The organism is Williamsia sp. Y712, from assembly GCF_059445525.1.
In genome coordinates, this window is the sequence record NZ_JCAIUN010000001.1 from 1,662,111 (window position 1) to 1,681,680 (window position 19,570).

The 19,570-nt window shown below is 61.2% G+C and carries 12 protein-coding genes; 6 read left to right on the forward strand and 6 right to left on the reverse strand.

The window, feature by feature from the left end; genetic code table 11:
• Nucleotides 1-36 precede the first annotated feature (36 nt).
• The 5 genes from AC1D75_RS07810 to AC1D75_RS07830 all read right to left on the reverse strand — a co-directional run bounded on the left by AC1D75_RS07810 (nucleotide 37) and on the right by AC1D75_RS07830 (nucleotide 7,634).
• Entirely contained in the window at nucleotides 37-1,512 is a 1,476-nt protein-coding gene (locus AC1D75_RS07810; RefSeq protein WP_495514706.1) for an oligosaccharide flippase family protein, read from the reverse strand.
• Nucleotides 1,509-2,543 (reverse strand): glycosyltransferase family 2 protein, encoded by a 1,035-nt coding sequence (locus AC1D75_RS07815; RefSeq protein WP_495514707.1) that lies wholly within the window; start codon nucleotides 2,541-2,543, stop codon nucleotides 1,509-1,511. The genes AC1D75_RS07810 and AC1D75_RS07815 overlap by 4 nt, the downstream gene beginning before the upstream one ends.
• A gap of 574 nt (nucleotides 2,544-3,117) precedes the next feature.
• A complete protein-coding gene (locus tag AC1D75_RS07820) occupies nucleotides 3,118-4,740 on the reverse strand; it encodes a polysaccharide deacetylase family protein (protein WP_495514708.1) in 1,623 nt (540 codons plus the stop codon).
• 100 nt (nucleotides 4,741-4,840) lie between these two features.
• The gene (locus AC1D75_RS07825) at nucleotides 4,841-6,349 is read right to left on the reverse strand and encodes a glycosyltransferase family 2 protein (protein ID WP_495514709.1); all 1,509 of its coding nucleotides are present in this window, start codon (nucleotides 6,347-6,349) and stop codon (nucleotides 4,841-4,843) included.
• A gap of 4 nt (nucleotides 6,350-6,353) precedes the next feature.
• A complete protein-coding gene (locus AC1D75_RS07830; protein ID WP_495514710.1) occupies nucleotides 6,354-7,634 on the reverse strand; it encodes a nucleotide sugar dehydrogenase in 1,281 nt (426 codons plus the stop codon).
• A 1,064-nt stretch (nucleotides 7,635-8,698) separates the two neighbouring features.
• Between AC1D75_RS07830 and AC1D75_RS07835 the strand changes: the two genes are divergently transcribed.
• The 5 genes from AC1D75_RS07835 (at nucleotide 8,699) to AC1D75_RS07855 (ending at nucleotide 16,355) form a co-directional block, all read left to right on the forward strand.
• A complete protein-coding gene (locus AC1D75_RS07835) occupies nucleotides 8,699-10,117 on the forward strand; it encodes a hypothetical protein (protein ID WP_495514711.1) in 1,419 nt (472 codons plus the stop codon).
• Nucleotides 10,114-11,532: a glycosyltransferase family 2 protein gene (locus AC1D75_RS07840; RefSeq protein ID WP_495514712.1), complete on the forward strand. Its 1,419-nt coding sequence runs from the start codon at nucleotides 10,114-10,116 to the stop codon at nucleotides 11,530-11,532. The genes AC1D75_RS07835 and AC1D75_RS07840 overlap by 4 nt, the downstream gene beginning before the upstream one ends.
• The gene (locus AC1D75_RS07845) at nucleotides 11,529-13,490 is read left to right on the forward strand and encodes a hypothetical protein (protein WP_495514713.1); all 1,962 of its coding nucleotides are present in this window, start codon (nucleotides 11,529-11,531) and stop codon (nucleotides 13,488-13,490) included. Before AC1D75_RS07840 ends, AC1D75_RS07845 begins: the two co-directional genes overlap by 4 nt.
• Entirely contained in the window at nucleotides 13,480-15,192 is a 1,713-nt protein-coding gene (locus AC1D75_RS07850) for an ArnT family glycosyltransferase (protein ID WP_495514714.1), read from the forward strand. The genes AC1D75_RS07845 and AC1D75_RS07850 overlap by 11 nt, the downstream gene beginning before the upstream one ends.
• Nucleotides 15,193-15,365: 173 nt before the next feature.
• Complete coding sequence (locus tag AC1D75_RS07855) at nucleotides 15,366-16,355, forward strand: alpha/beta hydrolase (RefSeq protein WP_495514715.1); 990 nt, start codon at nucleotides 15,366-15,368, stop codon at nucleotides 16,353-16,355.
• A 1,042-nt stretch (nucleotides 16,356-17,397) separates the two neighbouring features.
• Here AC1D75_RS07855 and AC1D75_RS07860 read toward each other — a convergent pair.
• Nucleotides 17,398-18,234, reverse strand: a complete 837-nt coding sequence (locus tag AC1D75_RS07860) for an SGNH/GDSL hydrolase family protein (RefSeq protein ID WP_495514716.1) — start codon at nucleotides 18,232-18,234, stop codon at nucleotides 17,398-17,400.
• A 526-nt stretch (nucleotides 18,235-18,760) separates the two neighbouring features.
• Between AC1D75_RS07860 and AC1D75_RS07865 the strand changes: the two genes are divergently transcribed.
• Nucleotides 18,761-19,288 (forward strand): arsenate reductase/protein-tyrosine-phosphatase family protein, encoded by a 528-nt coding sequence (locus tag AC1D75_RS07865; protein WP_495514717.1) that lies wholly within the window; start codon nucleotides 18,761-18,763, stop codon nucleotides 19,286-19,288.
• The last annotated feature ends 282 nt before the right edge of the window (nucleotides 19,289-19,570 follow it).

Below are 19,570 nucleotides of genomic sequence, written 5' to 3' on the forward strand. Positions count from 1 at the left end.
CACGCGTGAGAATCCGTGAATCGCGCACTGTCTTGGTCACGTCATCGACCGAACTCGAGTGACCGACTGCTTCAGATCGCGTCGAAGAAGCAGTCCGTACACCGAAAGTATGGTCAAGCTGCCGAGTGCTACTTGGGCCAGAGGGTGCGAGAACTGTAGTGCCACCACCCATCCGATCGGTGCTGCCACAGCTGCTGCCGCGAGTCCGGGCAAACACGGAGTGAGCAGTGCACGAATCGGGATGCCGCCGGCAACCGCGGCCGACCAGGCGAAGAGCGGAATCACCACGGCGCACACGACAACGGCATGAGCGAGACCCGCACCGGCGATGCCGAATCGATGGACGCTGAACATCATCACCGGCGTTAGTGCTGCAAACCAGGCAACCTGGATCCAGAACAGGCTGATGGTGGTACCGATGGCCACCAACAGATCTGCGAGCAGTTCGGTGATCACCCGGCCCACCGAAAACACCGCAAGACCAATCATCGCAGTCGCCGCGGCAGTCCACTCGGGGCCGTATAACAGGTCCAGCAGTGGGCCGCCCAAGGCTGCGAATATGGCACATACAGGCGCCGCGATCATCACCGTCGCCGAAATCACTTGCGGTACAACGTGACGAAGCCGCTGCTCGAGATGTAGGCGACCGAACGTTGGTACCGCTACTGTGCGAATCACTGCGGTGAACACGGTGCTCGGTAGCGCGGCAAGGTTGAATGCGAGAAGGTAGATACCCAGCATGGTTGGAGTGAGCGCGCGACCGATGATGACGTAGTCGACGTTCAGCGTGATGAACACAACGACATTGGATGCGGCGAGTGGCAGTCCGAGTCGTAGGGCGGGTTTGGCTTCGGCCAGGGAGAAGCCAGGCCGGTACAACCGAGGGGACAGCCAGACAACGAGAACGGTGGCAACCAGTTGGCCGGCAACACGAGACCACGCCAGCGACATTGCCTCCCAGCCTGCGAGCGCCATCGGGATCATGGTCGCGATCATGACAATGACGTTTGCCATATCGGCGACGAACCGACGTCCCTGGTGGTAGTCCCGCCAAATCAGTGCAGTCGGTACCGACGAAACCCCGCTCAGCAATATGGTTATCGACATCACCTGGATGACTGGTGTGGCCTCTGGGTTGTTCAACAACGCGGCGATCCAAGGCGCACAGGTCACCATTAGAGCTGACAGGATCACGCTCGTGACAATTGCAATCGTGTACACAGTCGGCGCGACTTCATCGGGATCTCGCTGCGCGCGACCAAGTGTGGCGGTGGCACCGAGTTCGCTCATGTTCATTGCGACCATTTGAATGGTCAACGCGACGGCCAGGGCTCCGAAGTTGTCCGGGGCCAGGAGCTGGGCGGCGATGATCGTTGCGACGAACTGTAGGAATCTTGTCAGCCCGACATTTGCGGTGCCCCAGCCGATACCGCGAAGAGCGCGCCTGCCCAACGTGCGCCGTTCGTACGCGCCTTCGGCTGTCTCGGGGGGCTGGGGTGCGGTCTCGGTCACGAGACACCGACCTGGCGCCAGACGCGCCACCGGACGGATTCTACAATCCGAGAACAGAAGAGAGCTCCTGTCCTGCGCTGAGCCTGGTGGCGATCGATTTTGGTGCGAAGTCGCGTCTGCATGATCGGCGGGTAGATTTCCGCGGCAACATCGATCAGCGGCTGCACAACGTCCCGCCGCTCGCCCTGATCCAGCAGGTGGCAGGCGGCGGTCAATGCCTGGGAGGCCAGGGCTGCATCGGCTGTTGTGGTGAACTTCGCGCGGCCCGCCAGTGGACTCGACTGCACCGTTTGGAAGGCACGGTGCCGTTGAAGCAGGTCGAAGGAAAGACCCGCGAAGGTGGTGAGATGCATATTGGCGTCGTGGACGCGGTAGTAGGCCTGGGCGGGGCCATTGATACGGCCGACATCCCAATGGCCCGCTGTCCGTAGCCACAGTTCCAGGTCTCCCGAGTGGGGCAGATCAGCTCGGTAGTCGCCGACGGCGCGGAGTGCCTCAGTACGCATGACGACTTCGGGGGAGAGGATGAAGTTGCGACCTCGGCGGCACGACAAGCGCAGCCACCGGTGGCCGGGCCATATCGACCACGTGTATGGACTTCTGCTCCGGTCGATCGGTGGTGCGCCTTCGAACTCGACCGGTCGTCCGTAGACGAAGCCGACGCGAGGGTACGCGGTCATGAGTGCAGTTGCTCGCGCAAGCGCGCCTGGAGTGAGAAAATCATCCGCCGACACGAGAGTGACGAACTCTCCCGTCGCGCAGGCCAACCCGTCGTTGTATGTCGCGATGTGACCAAGGTTTTCGCGATGTCTGATCACCGAGACTCGACTGTCGGCGCGAGCCAGTTCCTCCGCGACATCGCCGCTGTCGTCGGGTGATGCGTCGTCCACGATTATGACCTCGACGTCTACGCCATCCTGGTCGAGCGCCGAGCCCACAGCTGCAGGCAAGTAGTGCCCATATCGGTAGCACGGAATGACGACGCTGACTTTGGGCTGTGATGCCGGGAGACGTGGATAAGCAATTCTCATACTGGCAACCGCAACGTTCGAACGACGGAATAGCCTGTGGCACCGTAAAATTGGTCCCCTGCGACTTGGCCTGATGATTCATGGGACTGCGCGACGGTGAATGAAGGTGCCGAATCTGCCGCGGTGCCGGTGACGGTCGAATGCGTGCACCGAACCGTGCGCACGACGCGGCGGGTCCCACCTGATCGACTGTCACTGGTCGGCCATGCGCCACGCCGGTATCCGTCCTGCCACGTCGAGGCAATCATCGTTCTCCCGTCTGTGGGCGCAATGGGCTGGGCTGCCGAAAATACCGCAGCCGAATGGGGTGTGCGCTCTGCATCGAGGCTAACAACCTGCGCCATCAATTTCGTCGCCCGATCGGACTAGATCGGTTGTGTGGCAACGGCGTCCGAAGGCTGACGTCCCTCCTATTTCTGGTATGCGCCCCGCACCCGGACTGAACGTGAAGTGCATTTGCGGAACGGTGGGGTGATTTTCGCAGTCAGTTATGTCGGCTACGTTCCGAATCCGCGTGTCAACTGGTGTGCTCGTGAAAGGTGCCGGATGGTCGGTGGTTGACGAGGTTGTGGAACTAGAGAGGCGTGATCCGCAGAGCGGTCCACGCGGCGAAGGGCTGCGCTGAAGTACTGCGACTACCGATGACACTGAAGGCGCCCCGTCCGTCGTCGGAGGGGACCGTGGCGACGAGACTGTCGTCGATCCAGATGGTTGTCTCCCGCGGCGACACGGTGATTCGGACAAAGTGCGCTTTGCGGGCCTGCAATGTTTGGGCGGCGACAACGCGATCGGCGCTGTCGGTGACCGTGGCGCGGTCTCTGCCGACCATCAGACGGACCGACTGGTCGACGCCGGAACCGGTCCGGACCCGCAGACCGACCGAGCTCCCCTGGTCGAGGTCGATCGCCGTCGCGGTCAGTGTGTAGTCGGTCCACTGATCAGTCCGCTGCGCGGCCCACAATGCCTCGGTGTGGGTCAGTGTGTCGGCATCGAACCGGACAACTCCGGCGGGCAGCTCGCTGTCATGGATCGGACCTCGATAGAAACGGCCGGGTTCGAGCCAGCTGTCGTCCACCGCGGTCGGAGCCATCGGCGCCACGGGGAGCGTCTGCGCTGAGCGAAGACGCTCGAACAGTGCACGGGTCGATTCGCCGCGAGTGACCTCGAGGCGTTCCAGTGGGGTCGCCTGTTGGGAGGTGACCGGAGCCGGTGCGATGGGGTGCCCGTGGTTGGTGAACGAGGCCACGTAGTGGTCTGCGAAGACTTGGGTCGAGATATTCACGGCGTCGTTGGCTATTCGCGAACTGGGCGCCGAGAACGGGTAGGAGAACAACGTCGGCGCGGGCAATCCATGGTCGGCGAACTGTGCGTCGGATGCGGCGATGTCGTCGCGCATCCGTTCACCGAAGTGTTCGCCGGTCTCGACTTGGCCGTTCTGGGTCTCGAGCGCTGCCATGGCGGGAAGTTGTTGACCCGCGACGGACGTGCGGTAGTGGAGGCTGTCGGTGTGTGATTGGAAGGACCACCGACCGGAGTCACGCATGCGATCGACCTGTTGCCAGGTCAGGTAGTACGGGTGTTTGGTGCTGACCGATGCGGTGATGAGGAAGCTGATCGCGGTGAAACCGTTGTCTTGCAAAATCGTGTCGGCGTACTTGTAGAGGCCGGACGTACCGTCGTCGAACGTGATGACCACCGACTGTTCCGGTGGCGTGTAGACGCCCTGGAGGTAGTCGCTGTACTGAGAGCCGGTCAATGTGCGGTAGCCGGCATCGCGCAGCATCTTCATCTGCGAGGCAAAGGCTTCGGGGCTGATCACATAGTGTCCGGACTCGGGGTCCGGGCTGATGTCATGGTAGGTCAGGACGATGGGGGCGGCGCCGTAGCCGGATCCCTCACGCGCCGCGCTCTCTGCAGCCCACCCGTTGAACGCCTGGGTGTCTTCGGTGTTGAATGCCGGTGCGGCAGTGTCCTCCCGGGACCCGAGGTAAGTCTGCCACCACCACAGGCCGACGGCGACGGCCACCAACGACAGGACGATCGCCACTGCCAGTACCCGCAGGCCGACCGCCGAGAGACGTAGGCCCACATGCCCACGCCGAGCTGCCGGACCGAGTTCTGGCATGAGCGCGGCTCCGTGGGACCGGGTGATCGCCGCCCGCTCGTGCGCTTCGTGGTTCCGATCCAGCAACTTCACGGCAGCGTGCCCCGGCTCAAGACGAAGACGTACACAACGACGGCGAGAGCAACAAACGCGGCGGTCAGCATGACGCGCAGGATCTTTCGGGACTTCAGACTCACAGTGACCTCGACCAGATGCTGCGACGAATCGTCAGCAATGAGTAGGGGAGTAGCCAGGACAGGCAGAGCGTGGAGATCAACCCCATCAGTGGGCGGTAGCGCCAGCGCGTCGAATTGGGATTGTCGATCGCAAAGGCGAGCGCCCACGCGCAGCCCTTGATGAAGATGCCGGCCAGGTACAGAGCTGTGAGCAACCACAGACCGTTGATCGGTGCCCAGATCATGTGCCGAATCGCCATCAGCGGCGCAGCGGCAACCCACAGCGCGTGACCGTAGTAGAGGATCGAGGCCTGAATGCCGCGCCGCCACATGAATGTTCCCGAGAAGCACAGGTTGCGGATGAAGCTCTTCTTCCAGCGGACCTGCTGCTTGAAGAAGGCCTTCGTGGACTCGGGTACCACCGTCCACACCTTGGCGGATCGAACGTAGCCCACTCGCCACTTGCGTTCGGGATAGTCGACTTCGGTGACGAAGGAAGAGTCGGGGTACTGACTCTTGAGCGCCTGCCCGCGCCACTTCTGACCGAGCACATAGCCGGTGAGCTGGCGGTCGGTGGCGAACTTGAACTCGCCGCCGAGGAAGCGGTCATTTGCCCACGCCGGCAGGTAGTTCCAGATGGCGTCGCGCCGGAAGACGGCCAGGGGACCGGACACGCAGGTGACGGATCCGACCGATGCCTCAGCTGCCTTGACAACTCGGAAGGACCCTTCGTACCAGGTGTCCTGGATCTTCGTTAGGAGTGTCGAGTCGGCATTGAGTGCCCGTGCATGCCCGGAGACGGCACCGAGGTCGGCCTCGGATACCAGCGCAGCAACGCAGCGCCGCAGGGCATCTGGTGCCAGGACACAGTCGGAGTCGGTGAATCCGATGACGTCGCCCCGCGCGACTTCGGCGCCACGGACCAGTGCGTTCTTCTTGCCGACGTTCTGCACGAGTTCGATCAGGGTGAAATCCAACTCGGTCTTCAGGTGCCGAAGGATCTCAGTGGTGCCATCGGTGGAGGCGTCGTCGACGACGATGACCTCGAGGTCCGGGTAGTCCGATTCGACCATCGACCGTACACACCGTTCGATGACGTCCCGTTCGTCCTTGATCGCGACCAGGAAGCTCACCGTCGGAACCGCGTCGAGCGGTGGAAAGCTCAAGGGTGCAACGTGGTTGGAGTGCCGCGACTCGGCCGGATCCTCGTAGCGGGCATATGCGAGGGTGAAGGCGTAGATCGTCGAAGACAACACGAAGAAGCCATAGAGCATGATCCACGGATCGAAGATGATCTCGGGGAACTGGCGTGCCAGCAGCGCAAACAGCGGGGTGAGAGCGATGACCGCGATGAGCATCTTGGTGGCCCGCCGGACGTGGGGGTCCCAGTTGTCGAACCAACGACGAGTAGCTCGTGGTGCACCCCAACGTTCTGCGTCGATCTGGGCGGCAGAGCCGACCGGTGGCGCCCACGCTTGTCCTGACCCGGTCCGGGGAGTGGACCGAGTCGAATGATCGAGGACCATCGCTTCAGTGCACGTCCGCGATGAGGCGCGGCTGGGACCGGTAGGTGACATCGAGTACCTGCGGTCGGCCGTTCGCCTCGGAATGAGCTGTCCACCAGTCTGTCTCACCGGGGTGGATGGTGTGGACGAGGATCAGATCGGAGGATTCGGCGGCTTCAACCGATGACGGCGGGATCCGTCGTCCATCGATCGCGACCGACGGTACAAACGCATCGGAGTACGTCACGAGTGCGCCGGCACGGATCATGTCCGCCATGATCTCCAAGGCCGGTGACTCTCGAACGTCGGCCACACCGGGTTTGTAGGCCACCCCGACGATGTGCACGCGCGCGCCTTTGAGTGGTTTGCCCAGGTCGGCAAGCCGGGTTCGGACCTTGTTCACGATTGCTGCCGGCCGCTGAACGATGCCCGCCATCGCCGCTTCGGTGATGGGGGCGCTGTGGCGGCCGCGCCGCAACTGCCAGAGCAGGTAGTGCGGATCGCAGGGGATGCAGTGTCCGCCGACGCCGGGTCCCGGGGTGAACTTCATGAAGCCGTAGGGCTTGGTCGCGGCGGCATCGATGACCTCGGTGATCGGCAAACCGAGCGATTCGGCGGCTTCGGCGAACTCGTTGACGAAGGCGATGTTGACTGCGCGAAAGGTGTTTTCGAGCAGTTTGGCCATCTCTGCGACTTCCGGGGAGGACACCTCATGAAGCCGGGCGGCGGTCGAGGCCAGCACTTCGGATGCGCGCTGGGTGCAAGCGGGGGTGACCCCACCGATGACGCGCGGGGTGGCGGTCGGCTCGTGTCCGACGACACCTGGGTCGATCCGCTCGGGCGAGAACGCAACAAAGACGTCGTCGCCGACGGTCATACCGCGGTCGCTCAGTGGGCCGACCAGCAGTTCGCGGGTGCATCCGACATAGGTTGTGGAGGTCAGAACAATGGTCTGACCTGGGCGGGCCTGGGCGACGACGGTGCTACACGCAGCGTGCAGGGCCGACAGATCGGGAGCTTGGCTCTCGTCGACGGGAGTGGGGACGCAAACGATCACGGTGTCGGCGTCCCGGAGACGATCGGCGTCAAGGGTGAGTTCGAGGTGCCCGGACGCCACGTCAGTGCGCAGGCGCGCAAGGTCGTCCTGGGGAAGATCGACGTCTGCCGCTGCAATGTTCGTCAATCGCTGCACCGCGACGTCGAAACCGACAACACGATGTCCGGCGGCCACCAACGACATTGCAGTGGGCAGGCCCACATAACCGAGACCGACCACGGCAACAACGTCTTTCCTGGGGTAATCCATTTTTTGAATTCCTTTCAGCGCCACGCCGAGGCATGCGCATTCCAGCGCTGATCTCTAGCGATATTTTGATGAGTTATTTGGTGCTCTTCACGTGTCGATCTCCGGGAGGAGACGACGACGTGAGAGCGCGGATCTCGGATATCTCTCCCGAAACCAAGGCTGCTGCCCGACGCGCTGGTCTGCGCCCTGCACACCACAGACAGTACCGTGTGCTGCAGTTTTACTTCCAACTAATGTGCGCAACGTTAGGCGTGTGAAGCTGTTTGGACTACGTCTTGTTGGGACTTTGGTCCCTATTTAAAAGGATGTGAATTGCCTTTCTATATTCTCGAATTATTGCGATATTTTGGAGTATCAACTTCAATACTGATCGTTAGAGTCAGTGTTCGATGATCGTTAGATTCATATCTCTGTTGCTGCCGTGCCTGCGCGGCCGGAAAACTGTCGACGCGGACGAGCGTCATTTAATTTTTGTGATTTGGATCACCGGGGCTGTGATTGCGTCCCGAGGCCCCACTTCGGGCGACGGGGGATTTGTGGTGTCGGTCAGCGCCGGCGCCGAGTGCTGCACTTGTGGTTTGTCGCAAGTGGAATGTGAATTGGTGAATACAAATCTCTAATCGCGGTTCTATTTGCGGCTGGTGTGCCCCTTGGAAAAATATCAACTCCGTCCCCGCACACTCGAATGCCAGGGGCGCATTCCGGAGTGCGAAATGCAGTAATGATCGGCACGATCACCCGTTTCTGATCGTCACATTCACAAGCCGAAGTGCCTGCGCTACTTGGTCGCTCGGGCTTCGAACCCCTGGCTCGGTACGAATTGACACACCGTGTCAATTCGTGTGTGAATTGATTGAAATTGGTCGACTTGAAGAGGTAAGTGTCGTGGTCAAATGCACGGGAGTGTCAACATCGCAATTGATTCGCCCCGTGTTTGATGATCGTGAATTTGGCTTCCGTCTGTCGAATGAACTCGGTTCGGGGAAATCGCGGTGACGATAGATTCTCCACACGTTTATGACTCCAGCGCCCCTTCGCCACCTTCTCGGCTGCCGCGTCCGCAATTGTCGAGATTTCTCTCGGCCGTCGGGCGCCCTCGCGACTTCTCGTTCAACACCCGGGTTGTTGTCACGATCGGCAGCACCGTTGTCGCGTTTTGGCCCGTGTGGGTTTCCAATATGGAGTGGGTGCTCGCGGGTTCGTCTGTGGCGTATCTGTTCTTCACTCCGGTCTGGTCCATGATGATCACTTACAGCCTGGATCGGACTCCGCGCGGCAAAGAGATCAACGACGGGGAGTTCGACCGGATCGTTGCGGTGGTGTTCGGCACCATCGGGATTATCTGCGCCAACGCGGCCATACCTCGGCTCCCGGGGGTGGCGGCATTCTGGCATGCCGACCTCATCCCGCCCCTCATCTGGATCTTCTGTGTGTCCATCGTGGCGTTCGGTATCCGCCGCGTCGTCCGCGACTACCTGACCTGGGCCTTCATGGTGGCCTGCTTCCCGCCCAACTTTTTGATGCTCGGGAAGCTTCTGGGTGGATCCACCCTCGCCTTCGGTGTGATGACCGTCTTCTACGGTGCGATGGCCGCGTTCCTGGCATTGCGCGGTTCGCCCTTGAAGTGGTCGGTACCGCCGGCGTTTTTGGTGATCGGGACGGCGGGCACCTGGTTGCTGAAGGAGCAGCCGACCCCGGTGGTCTACCTGCTTCCGACCGCTGTGTGCACCGCCGGTGTGATCGTCCTGGTGGCGCGGCGAGTTCACGTTCCAACCAGGATCTCGCTGCCGCAACGGTCGCCTCTCTCCATCGTGGTGGCGTTTTCGCTGGCATTCTTGATCTTGGCGACCGGACCACGTCCGCTCGACCTGCCCGATTCGGATCGACTGATGTGGGCCCAACCCGACTGGATCGACAACCTGGCGACCAGCGGCGTTGTTGTCGGTGAACCGCAGACGTTCGAGTGGGGTCCGAGATTCATGGGTGATGACGGCTCGGTGGTGCGCCACCGGGTGCAGATCGGTGATGAGGTGGCATTCCTCGACGTCTTCACCAGCCCGCATCTCGGCCGGTTCTCCAGCTTCCGCCGCGGGATCTGGTACGCGTCGGCGCCTCCGGTGGTGCTGGGAGCCGGATTTGTGGGTAACGATCGCGAGATCACCCAATTCGGAGAACTCAGTAATCAACTTGATACGGCCACGACGCCGGGGCAGTCGCTCTGGGCGGCACGCTACTGGGTGTGGCGCACCAAAACCGGTGTCGATACGCAATATCAGACGGTCTACCTGCTCGGTTCGCGCGAAGAGGGAGCGCCGGAGAGGGTTCCCGAACCGTCGTCGCTGAACTACACCAACACCGTGTTGAAGCCACTCGAGTGGTTGCTGATCGCACCGACGTCGGACCAGGGCACCCGAACCAACCTTGAACCGCAGTTGGCCGGCATAGCCGAGATCATCGTGGATTCCGCGCAGGATCGCCGATGAGCGCGACATTCGAGGACGCCCGCACCGTCCCGCTCGCCGATGAGTTCTCGGCCCGCCGCCCGTTCACCGGTGGGCAGCAGATCGGTGGGGTGGTGTTCGTCCTTGTCGTGGTGGTTGCGACGATCCTGAACTGGCGGCTGACGGTGAGCTGTGTGGCATCGCTTGCGTCGATCTACTTTCTGGTTTCCACCGTCGACAAAACCGTGTTGCTTCTGCGTGGCCTCTACGGCAAGGGCGTGGTGCAGGTCTCCGACGAGGATGCACGGGCGATACCCGACGAGGATCTCCCGCGGTACACGGTTTTGCTGCCGGTATACGACGAACCGGAGATCGTCCAGACGCTGGTCGAGGGTGTGGGCCAACTCGACTATCCGGCAGACAAACTCGACATCTTCCTGGTACTCGAGGCCGACGACAGCGCCACGATCACCGCCTACGAAGCCGCTGAACTGCCCGGTGTGACCAAGGTGCTCGTGCCACCGAGTGAGCCCAGGACCAAACCCAAAGCCTGCAATTATGCGATGGCACTGGACCTCGATCGCAGCGAGTACGTCACCATCTACGACGCCGAAGACGTTCCTGATCCTCTCCAATTACGCAGGGCGGCGTGGGTATTCGCGCACAGTCCGTCGGACGTCGCATCGATTCAAGCGCGTCTGGGGTACTACAACGAACGTGACAACCTACTCACCAAGTGGTTCGCGATCGAGTACGACCAGTGGTTCTCGTACATGCTGTCGGCGCTGAGCGAGTCAAACTGCATCATTCCCCTGGGTGGCACGTCCAACCACATCCGGACCTCGGTGTTGCGGGCTCTCGGCGGATGGGATGCCTACAACGTCACCGAAGACGCCGACCTCGGTATCCGGCTCGGCCGGCACGGGTATCGGACGCTAGTGCTCGATTCGCTGACCGAAGAGGAAGCGAATCCCGATGTGGTGAACTGGATTCGGCAGAGATCGCGCTGGTACAAGGGCTACGTTCAGACGTTCTTGGTACACGCCCGCCGACCGCTGTCGCTCTACCGGCAGGTCGGTTTCGTCCCGCTGTTGCGGATCGCGAACCTGACGATCGGCATGCCGGTGGCCAATGTGCTCAATCTCGGGTTCTGGGCGTCGCTGCTCGTCTGGTACGCCGGGCACCCGGATTTCATGCTGAACCTCTTTCCCGGCCCGATCTACTACGTTTGTCTGCTGATGTTCACCGTCGGCAATTTGTTGACCATCCTGCTGGGCATCATCTCGACACGCGCGCGAGAGAAGCCGTATCTGCTGGTCGCGGCACTGTTGGTGCCCGCGTACTGGATCCTGCAGTCGCTCGCCGCCGTGAAAGGGCTGCTGCAAATCGCTTACAAACCTTCGTATTGGGAGAAGACGGTCCACGGGCTGTCTTCGAAGAAAGTGGACAAGAAGTGACAACGTTGCGTCGATTGTGTGGAGGACTCCTGGTCGTGGTCGGCCTGGTGTCAGGTGTTGGGCCGGCATGGGGTGCTCCCGGTGACGAGCCCGGTGTCAGCACGACTTTGGGCTGGCGGCAATTGGGGATGGGATCGACGGTGTCCTTCGGTGCGATCAATGCACCTCAGACAGTGACGATTCCCGCTCCCGACGGTGTCCGCCCGACGAGCCTGACCGGGCAATTGCAGCCGGCGGTCAATGTCGTCAACGGCTATGTCGAGATCCAGGGCGGTGATGGACAGATCATCGGTGCGATACCGGTGCCCCCGGCAGGTGCCGCGTTGCAGGCGACTCCGTTCGCCGTCGACATCTCGGCAGTTCCGGTGCAGGATCATGCCGCCGTGATCAGGCTGGTCCTTCGTTCGACCGGGCTCGACCAGGCCTGCGGCCCGATCCCGCAATTGACGTTGAGCAACCTGGCAGTGAGGTTTGCGGGCCAACAGGCGCGTCCGACGACGGTGCAGCAGTTCTTTCCATCGATACTGCCGAACGCCGTCGTGTACGTAGACCCGGTGCCGACCGTCGCCGAAAAGCAAGCAGTCCTCAGTCTTGTTGCAGCGCTGACCAATCACTACCGTCCGCTCCCGATCGACATCTCGGTCCGGACGCTGGGCCGCAACACCGAGCCGCCGCGGGCGGCCTTCGACAACTTCTCGCGAACCGTCGTGGTCCGGGACTCCGCAGCTGGTGCGATAACGCTGAACCCCAACGGGGGTGCGCCCTATCTCGCGATCACCGGTGGGAATGAATCGCTGGCGAAGCAGGTGGAGCTGTTCACCAGCGGACTGCTGGCTCTGGCGCAAGTCCCCTCTGTGGCCGTTGATTCCGTTGATGCGTCCTCAGTGCAGGGTTCGAACACCGTTATGTTTGAGCACTTTTCGCAGAACCTCAAGGTATCCGCTCTCGGTCAGGCCACTCTCTACACCGGGTTCGATCCGGCGGTCTTCGCGCTGAGCAACCCCGGCACTGTTGATGTTGATCTTCGAGCCATCTATACGCCGGTGCAGGAGAGCGAAAAGTCCACGGTGCTGGTGCAGGCTGACGGGCAGACCATCTACTCGGCAGCTCTCGGAGAGAGCGGGAAACTACACGCGCAGTTCACCATTCCGGCACAACGCGTAGCTTCCAGTGCCGAGTTGGCGATAGTGGTTTCGTACGAGCCCGCTCCCGGCGCGTGCAACCCGCGGACCGTGCCGTTGACCTTCGAGGTGGAGCCGAGTTCGACGGCCACGGCCCACACGCGGGATGGCGCGGTCGGGGGCTTCTCGGCGTTGCCGCTGGCGTGGGCACCCACATTCCAGGTCGCCACCGACGATTCTGACCCGAGCACCCTGACCCACGCGGCTGACATGGTGGCTGCGGTACAGCAGTTGTCGCCGGAGATCCTGCGGCCCATCGTCGTCGATCTGGACACGGCCGCACGCAGTGGTTCGGGCGCGCTGATCGTGGCGTCGGCCGAGTCGATCACCGCAGCGGGGCTGCATCCGCCGATCGACGCGGTGGGGGAGACCACCACCATCGATGTGCCGGCCGCGATCGTCGCCCAGATCCCGAGCGGACTTGGCAGCATCCAGTCGTATGCGCAAGACAATCGGACGCTGGTCGTGGTGACGACGTCCGGGGACTGGGCATTGGTCGACCCGCTGTTCGGGTACCTCGACTCCCTGGAAAGCGGCTTGGGCAACCTGACCGGCGACGTCCTGGTCGCGGGTCTCGGTGGAGTACCGACAGTCCTGACCGTCCACAGTGACGGACTGCCGGCTTCCGGTCCCGACGTAGGAGACGGCTGGGCGGTGTGGGTATGGGCCGCGGTGGCGGTCGGGATAGGTGTCGGGGCAATGGCCGGTGTGCTGTTGATCTTCCGGCGCCGTCGTTCCACCGCAGCAGACCCGACCACCGCGGATCATGACAGTTGAACTGATCGCGCCGACCTCGGTCGGTGAAGCCGAGGCGGCCGACACCGGTCACTCGCGGACCCGGTTGCGTAGGAGGACCGAAAAGCGCTGGGGTCTGGCGCTGTTCGTGCTCTGCGCAGGCGCATACCTCGCGGTGGGTTACTACCTCTATCTGGTGGTCGGGTACATCAATCCCGATGCCAGTAGCCGGGTAGGAAACGCCGGCTACACGATCATGAGCCGTGATCCTCACCTGGGCGCCATCGGGTTCGTGTGGAATCCCCTGCCCAGTCTTGTGGAAATACCGCTGTTGCCGCTCAGTGCGTGGTGGCCGGAGTTGAAGACGGTGGGTTTCGCCGGCGCCGTGATGAGTGCGCTGTTCATGGCAGGTGCGGTCTGGCAGGTGCGCAGGATCGGACTCGACTGTCACGTCCCGACGGTCGCGAGATGGCTTGCGATAGCGGCATTTGCGCTGAATCCGATGGTGATCCTCTACGCCGGGTCGGGTATGAGTGAGGCGCCGTTCTTCTTTCTGTTGCTGTGGGCGTGCCGGCGGTTGCTGCAGTGGATGCGGACGGCACGCGTCGACGATCTCACCTGGGCCGGCATCGCGTTGGGTTTGGCGTATCTGACGCGCTACGAGGCAGTGGTGGCCGGTGCAGCAGTGGCCATTCTGGTGTTCGGTGTGTCGATTCTGCGACAACATCGGGCTGACCGTCCACTCAAAACTGCTGCAGCACTTGCTGTTCACGACGTGGTGATAGTGGCCTTCCCATTGGCTGGTGCTTTTGTGTTGTGGGCGCTGACTGGGTGGATGTTGGACGGTTCCCTATTTGCCCAGTTCACCTCGCAGTACGGCAACGCGGCCCAGGTGGAGGCAGCCGGTATCGTCTCGGCCGAGAGCACCGGGTACGTTCCGCTCCTGAAGAACATTGCTGCGAACGTGTTCGGCACCGAACCGTTGATACTTGTGGTCGCGATTGCGGTGGTGGCCTTCTCTATTCGAAATCGGACGCTCCAGGCAGCAGCGCCACTCGCGGTGTTCGGGTCGGTGCTCACCTTCCAGTCGTACGCCATTCTGTCGGGATCGACGTTCGGCTGGTTCAGGTTCTTCATGGGTGCCATCCCGCTGGTCGTGGTGGCGTTGATGTGTACGTGGCGTCCACCGGGCGCGAGAGCCCCCGCGAAGTCGTCGAGGTGGCGGCGACCGTCAGCGTGGGCGACCTTGCTCATGGCCGCGGTGTTGTTGACTTCGGTGCCGGTGACGTGGAAATCGATGCTCAACCCGGCGATAGGTAAAGAAGAGTACGGACTACGTTCGGCATTCTGGCCTGAGCAATATCCCAAGTCGGAGTATTGGTTCTACTGGTTCGGTGAAGTCTCGAGGAATACCGTCCGTTGGTTCGACGCGCAGAATCTGCCCGAAGGGTCGATCCTCGTCGACACCTTTGGTCTCTCGCGCATGTGGTTGTGGTCGGAACACTCGAAACAGTTTGTGGTGCGCAGTGACTACGACTTTTTTACCAAACTCAACGATCCGGCACGTGAGGGTGTGCGATACATTCTGGCGCCCAAGCCTTCCGGACTCGGTGAGCTCGATTCCATCAATGTTCGGTATCCCACTTTCTGGGAAGATGGCGCCGGGTTCGCCACCTTGGTGATGACCATCCACGGCCCCAATGGGGGCGCTCAGTTCCGGATCTATTCGATCGCCGGCACCTAAGGCTGGCGACCGGTAACACGTTGGTATCGAAAACGCATTATCCTGCTGAGCGGGTTAGCCTGCTACGGAATGTATCCACTGTTTTGATATTGCTGGGGTGGGAAATAGTAATGTTAAGTTCGTCGGTCTTTTCGCGTCTCGGGGTCTGCGTGGTAGTGACTGCGTGTCTGTTGGTGAGCACAGGTACAGCGATGGCGGCGCCGTCGCCTCCATCTCAATCCGGTGCTGCCGACAGCGGTGACATCGGCTATTGGGATCGGGAGTTGTCACGCATGGACAACTCGCTGCTGAGCCGATCGGCCGCGCAACCGCGTGAGTTCAAGATCCCGGTGTGGTCGGCGTCGATGGGGCGCGATGTGACGGTGCATATTCGTCGCCCCGCGGATACTTCGACCCCTGCTCCCGTCTTGTATCTCCTCGATGGCGGCGGGCGCTACGCGGGAACCGATATCGCCGAGTTCCTCGACGACGATCATGTCAACATCGTGGCGCCATCCGGCGGAGTCAATGCTTACTGGACGGATTGGCAGAAGCCCGACCCGGACTTCGGCGTGGCCAAGTGGGAGACGTTCATGACCGAGGAGCTGCCACCGGTCATCGATGAACTGCTGGACACGACGGGTCGCAACGCTGTGGTGGGTATGTCGCAAGTGGCGACATCGGCACTGCAACTCGCGATTGCGAAACCAGGACTGTACAAGGGCGTTGCGGCGTACAGCGGGTGCGCCAGCGTCAGCGATCCCGTGGGGCAGGCCCTGATCCGAATCACGATGAACCACGTCGGTAAGGGTGATCCGGCAAACATGTATGGGCCACCGGACGACCCTGCGTGGGCGGCGCACGATCCATTCGTGCATGCCGAGCGACTCCGTGGGACGGAGGTCTTTCTGTCATCGGGGACCGGATTGCCGGGACAGTATGACGTGCTGAACAATTCGTACATCGATGGTGATATTGCCAAGCTCGTTGATCAGATCGTCGCCGGTGGATTGATCGAGGCAGTCACCAATGCGTGCACGCAGGCCTTCGCCTTTCGGTTGGCGTCTCTGGGCATGAGCCCGACCACCCACTTCAGGTTCACGGGCACCCATGCATGGAGCTATTGGAACGACGACTTCCACGCCTCGTGGCCCATGTTGTCCCGGTCGCTCGGTATTGGTTGAGTATCGGCGATCTTGCGCAGTCTGCTCAGTTCGGAAAACTCAGTCGGATTGCGCTTTCGGGCGTGACTGCGTTGTCGCGATCGACAACGTAGGTCCCTGGGCATCCGACCGTCAGCGCGGAACTCACAACTGACCACACCAAACGGGGTTGTTGGGCGTCATGTTGTGTTCGATGGCTCGTTGATGCCGGGGATTGCCGGTATTGCGGCAAGGCGATTGACTACCGGCGAGTCGTTCATCGCTGTACTCACGTTCACCACGGATCGCGTAGTGGTGCTTCAGGCCGGGTGTAAAGTGCCGCCGCTGAGCTGACGTCGTCACGCCTCCCAGCGTTTTCAGGTAAAAGCGCGCAGGCAAGCCCCCGACGCTGTGACCGACCAGAGAAACTATACTTCCCTGCTGCCGTGCGAGGACTCGGTCGACCGTGGATGCGATGGTGTCCGCATCTGTCAAGAGATCTCTGCCTGTGAGGTCGAGCAACTGTGTTTGGTAGCTGTATCCCAAAACTCTTTGCGAATATTGATACGTATCAGGACCCTGGCTCTGGCCGGGAACAGTGATTGCGAAATTTGGTAGGCGGCGCCGTTGTGGCTATCGGTTCACCCGCGCGGCAAGGTGGTATCGGACTCAGATTCCTGCGATCAAGACACCCATCAGCGTGGCCGTAGACGGTGAAACGTCAGCAATGTCCAGATGAAAGAACGTCAACATGGCTCGAAACCTTACACGTCATATCCGCATTTAAAATGACTATTACCGAGTTCCGCTCGTCGCAGCGCCAAAACTCTTCAGAAATGAACGCCCGGAAAATTGGCTATCGACCATCTGTTCGAGAAATCGCTAGTTGACTGGGCCGCTCTCAATCGCGAAATCGGACAGGACGCGGCGCAGCTGTCGCCTCGATCCCCGAGACCGGCGCCGTTGAGATCACCTAGACGTCAAGACTTTTAGATGAACCGAAGCACGTCGCTTCGAACAGCCCCAGACCGTCGCTCGCGTTATCAACCGTGCACACGACGACGGTTGGAAACGACGATAGGATTCACTCGGGCGGTGTGGTTGGTGTGGGATCAGGGACTGTTGGGACATTGCACGCCCAATAATCCCGAGTGCGTTCCGGAAGGTCTGCGAGGCCAAATGTCCTGAGGCTCGCCTCGATCTTCTCGGCGAGGTAAATCATGCCCTCGTTAGTCGGGTGGAAGCGGTCGATCCCAATTAGTTTGCGGTCCGGTCCGGCAAACCATCCCTCGGTAACCGGGTCAACCCAGAAGGCGTCGTGGGCGAGCGCGGCTGTTCGTATCTTGCTGGCCATCGCCTTAGTTTTGCTGGCGGACGAGTCCTGTACTAGAACGGGCCCGATGACTACGACGGGGACATCGGGGTTACGGGAACGTAGGTCAGCCAACGCCTTATCGGCTTCTATACCGGCTTTACTGACATCGCTCTTGAGGTCATTCACGCCGTTGAAGAAGACAATGACATCCGGGTCCAGCTCTACCGCCCATTCCACACGGGCCCCAAAAGTGAAACCGCTCCGTCCCGCAGTCCAACCGCTTCCGCCTACGGGGAAACCGCAGGGAAGATAGTCGAGTCTATTCGCCAGAACAGAAAGCCAATTGTACTGGCCCCGGCCACCCATGTCTGATCCACCTGTGTAGCTGTCCCCAACGACGGCCAGCAATGGGGGCATAGCACCTGAATCTTCGGCTGGTTGACTTGGCAGGTGCACCGTCGATGCGCCTGTGTCGGAGCCACCTGTTCGATGGTCGTTTACTAGTAACCCCCCGGCGATTACCACTATTCCAACAATGATGGCTGCAATCGACGCAATTGTCTTACCTGATATCCGTCGGGGCCAACGCCTCCGTGTGTCACCCATACCTGGATCATCTCACCTCGGCCGACCATCCGTCCTATCGAGCGTGACTGTCGCGTTCACGTCACAATTACACGCGCACTAAGGCGCCTCGAATAGGCGCAAACTTCTGGAAGTCGGCATCGTCGACGCACGTCCAACTGCGCGCGCGGCGAGGGACGTGGTCGCATACAATGCTGGCACCCTCTCTTGCCGTTTGTGGCGTCGCCGTGACTTGATACCACGCTCGGACAAATATCCCACCGCGGGCCAGTGCGCAGTGGAGGTCACAGCCGTTCTGAACCAAGCTGACCTCGACGACCGGCGGTTCGATAACGTTGTTAAACCTGGTTGGTGGGCGACGGGGCCCTTGGGCTGTATGCGTAATCTGCCTAACGGCCGCGGATGTGGCAAATGGATGTCTCGGACCGACCGCCTTCGCCTCGAAAAAGATGTGGACTGTCGGCCGGGATCCATTGAAAGGCAGAGGGATTGACTAAGGATGAAACCAGATGATTGCTGCTAGTTCATCGAAAAGGGGGCGAGCGCGATGAAGGTCTTGTTCGTGTGTACGGGCAACATATGTAGATCGCCCATCGCGGAACGGATGTTGAGAGATCGGAGCACTTCACTTGGACTCGGTCTGACGGTTTCCAGTGCAGGGACTCGTGCGCGAAACGGTGAGCGTATGCACCCCGACAGTCAGCGTGTGCTCCGGGACCGGCACCTCGACTTCGACGGTTTCCAATCTCGACTGTTAACCGAATCTGTTGTGGCCCAACAGGATCTGGTACTAGGGATGGCCAGGGAACATAGGGCGGCGGCGCGGCAGATGGCCCCGGTTCGTTGGAAGCGGATTCTGACGTTGCATGAGATCCCTCGGTCTGCGGGGGACACTGGCGTCTTCCATCCGATTGTTGCCAAGCCGGATGACCCTGAGTTGGACATTGTTGACCCGATCCGTCAGTCGCCGGCGGTGTTCGACGCCGTGGCCGTTGAGGTTGAAGAGGCGGTAAATAGATTGGCGGCTTGGATCGATGGAAGTCGAAGTCGAAGGCGTGGTGACGCCGCACCGTGACGTCGAATCGCCAGCACACAGGGAAATACGCGGGCAACGTCGACGGGCAGATCTTGGCGATGCGGCCGTGTGAGCGCACCGGAGTGATGCGTTGGGCGGATTATTCGTACATGCGAGTTTCGGCCATGGGAACTGCGCGAATCAACGCTGACGACGCGAATCAACGCTGACGAATTGACTGTCAGTTGCTCACGTCTTGAGCGTACAAACTCTGTCCCCGCGGGTGTCCAAATCCCGACATCGAGCACCCCCTAATGTTACGCACAGGTTAATTCTGTGAGC

What these genes read in the sequence shown, in the direction of transcription:
- AC1D75_RS07815 (WP_495514707.1), bottom strand. Translation starts at nt 2,543, where the DNA reads ATGAGAATTGCTTATCCACGTCTCCCGGCATCACAGCCCAAAGTCAGC.
- AC1D75_RS07825 (WP_495514709.1), bottom strand. Translation starts at nt 6,349, where the DNA reads ATGGTCCTCGATCATTCGACTCGGTCCACTCCCCGGACCGGGTCAGGA.
- AC1D75_RS07830 (WP_495514710.1), bottom strand. Translation starts at nt 7,634, where the DNA reads ATGGATTACCCCAGGAAAGACGTTGTTGCCGTGGTCGGTCTCGGTTAT.
- AC1D75_RS07840 (WP_495514712.1), top strand. Translation starts at nt 10,114, where the DNA reads ATGAGCGCGACATTCGAGGACGCCCGCACCGTCCCGCTCGCCGATGAG.
- AC1D75_RS07850 (WP_495514714.1), top strand. Translation starts at nt 13,480, where the DNA reads ATGACAGTTGAACTGATCGCGCCGACCTCGGTCGGTGAAGCCGAGGCG.
- AC1D75_RS07860 (WP_495514716.1), bottom strand. Translation starts at nt 18,234, where the DNA reads ATGGGTGACACACGGAGGCGTTGGCCCCGACGGATATCAGGTAAGACA.
- AC1D75_RS07865 (WP_495514717.1), top strand. Translation starts at nt 18,761, where the DNA reads ATGAAGGTCTTGTTCGTGTGTACGGGCAACATATGTAGATCGCCCATC.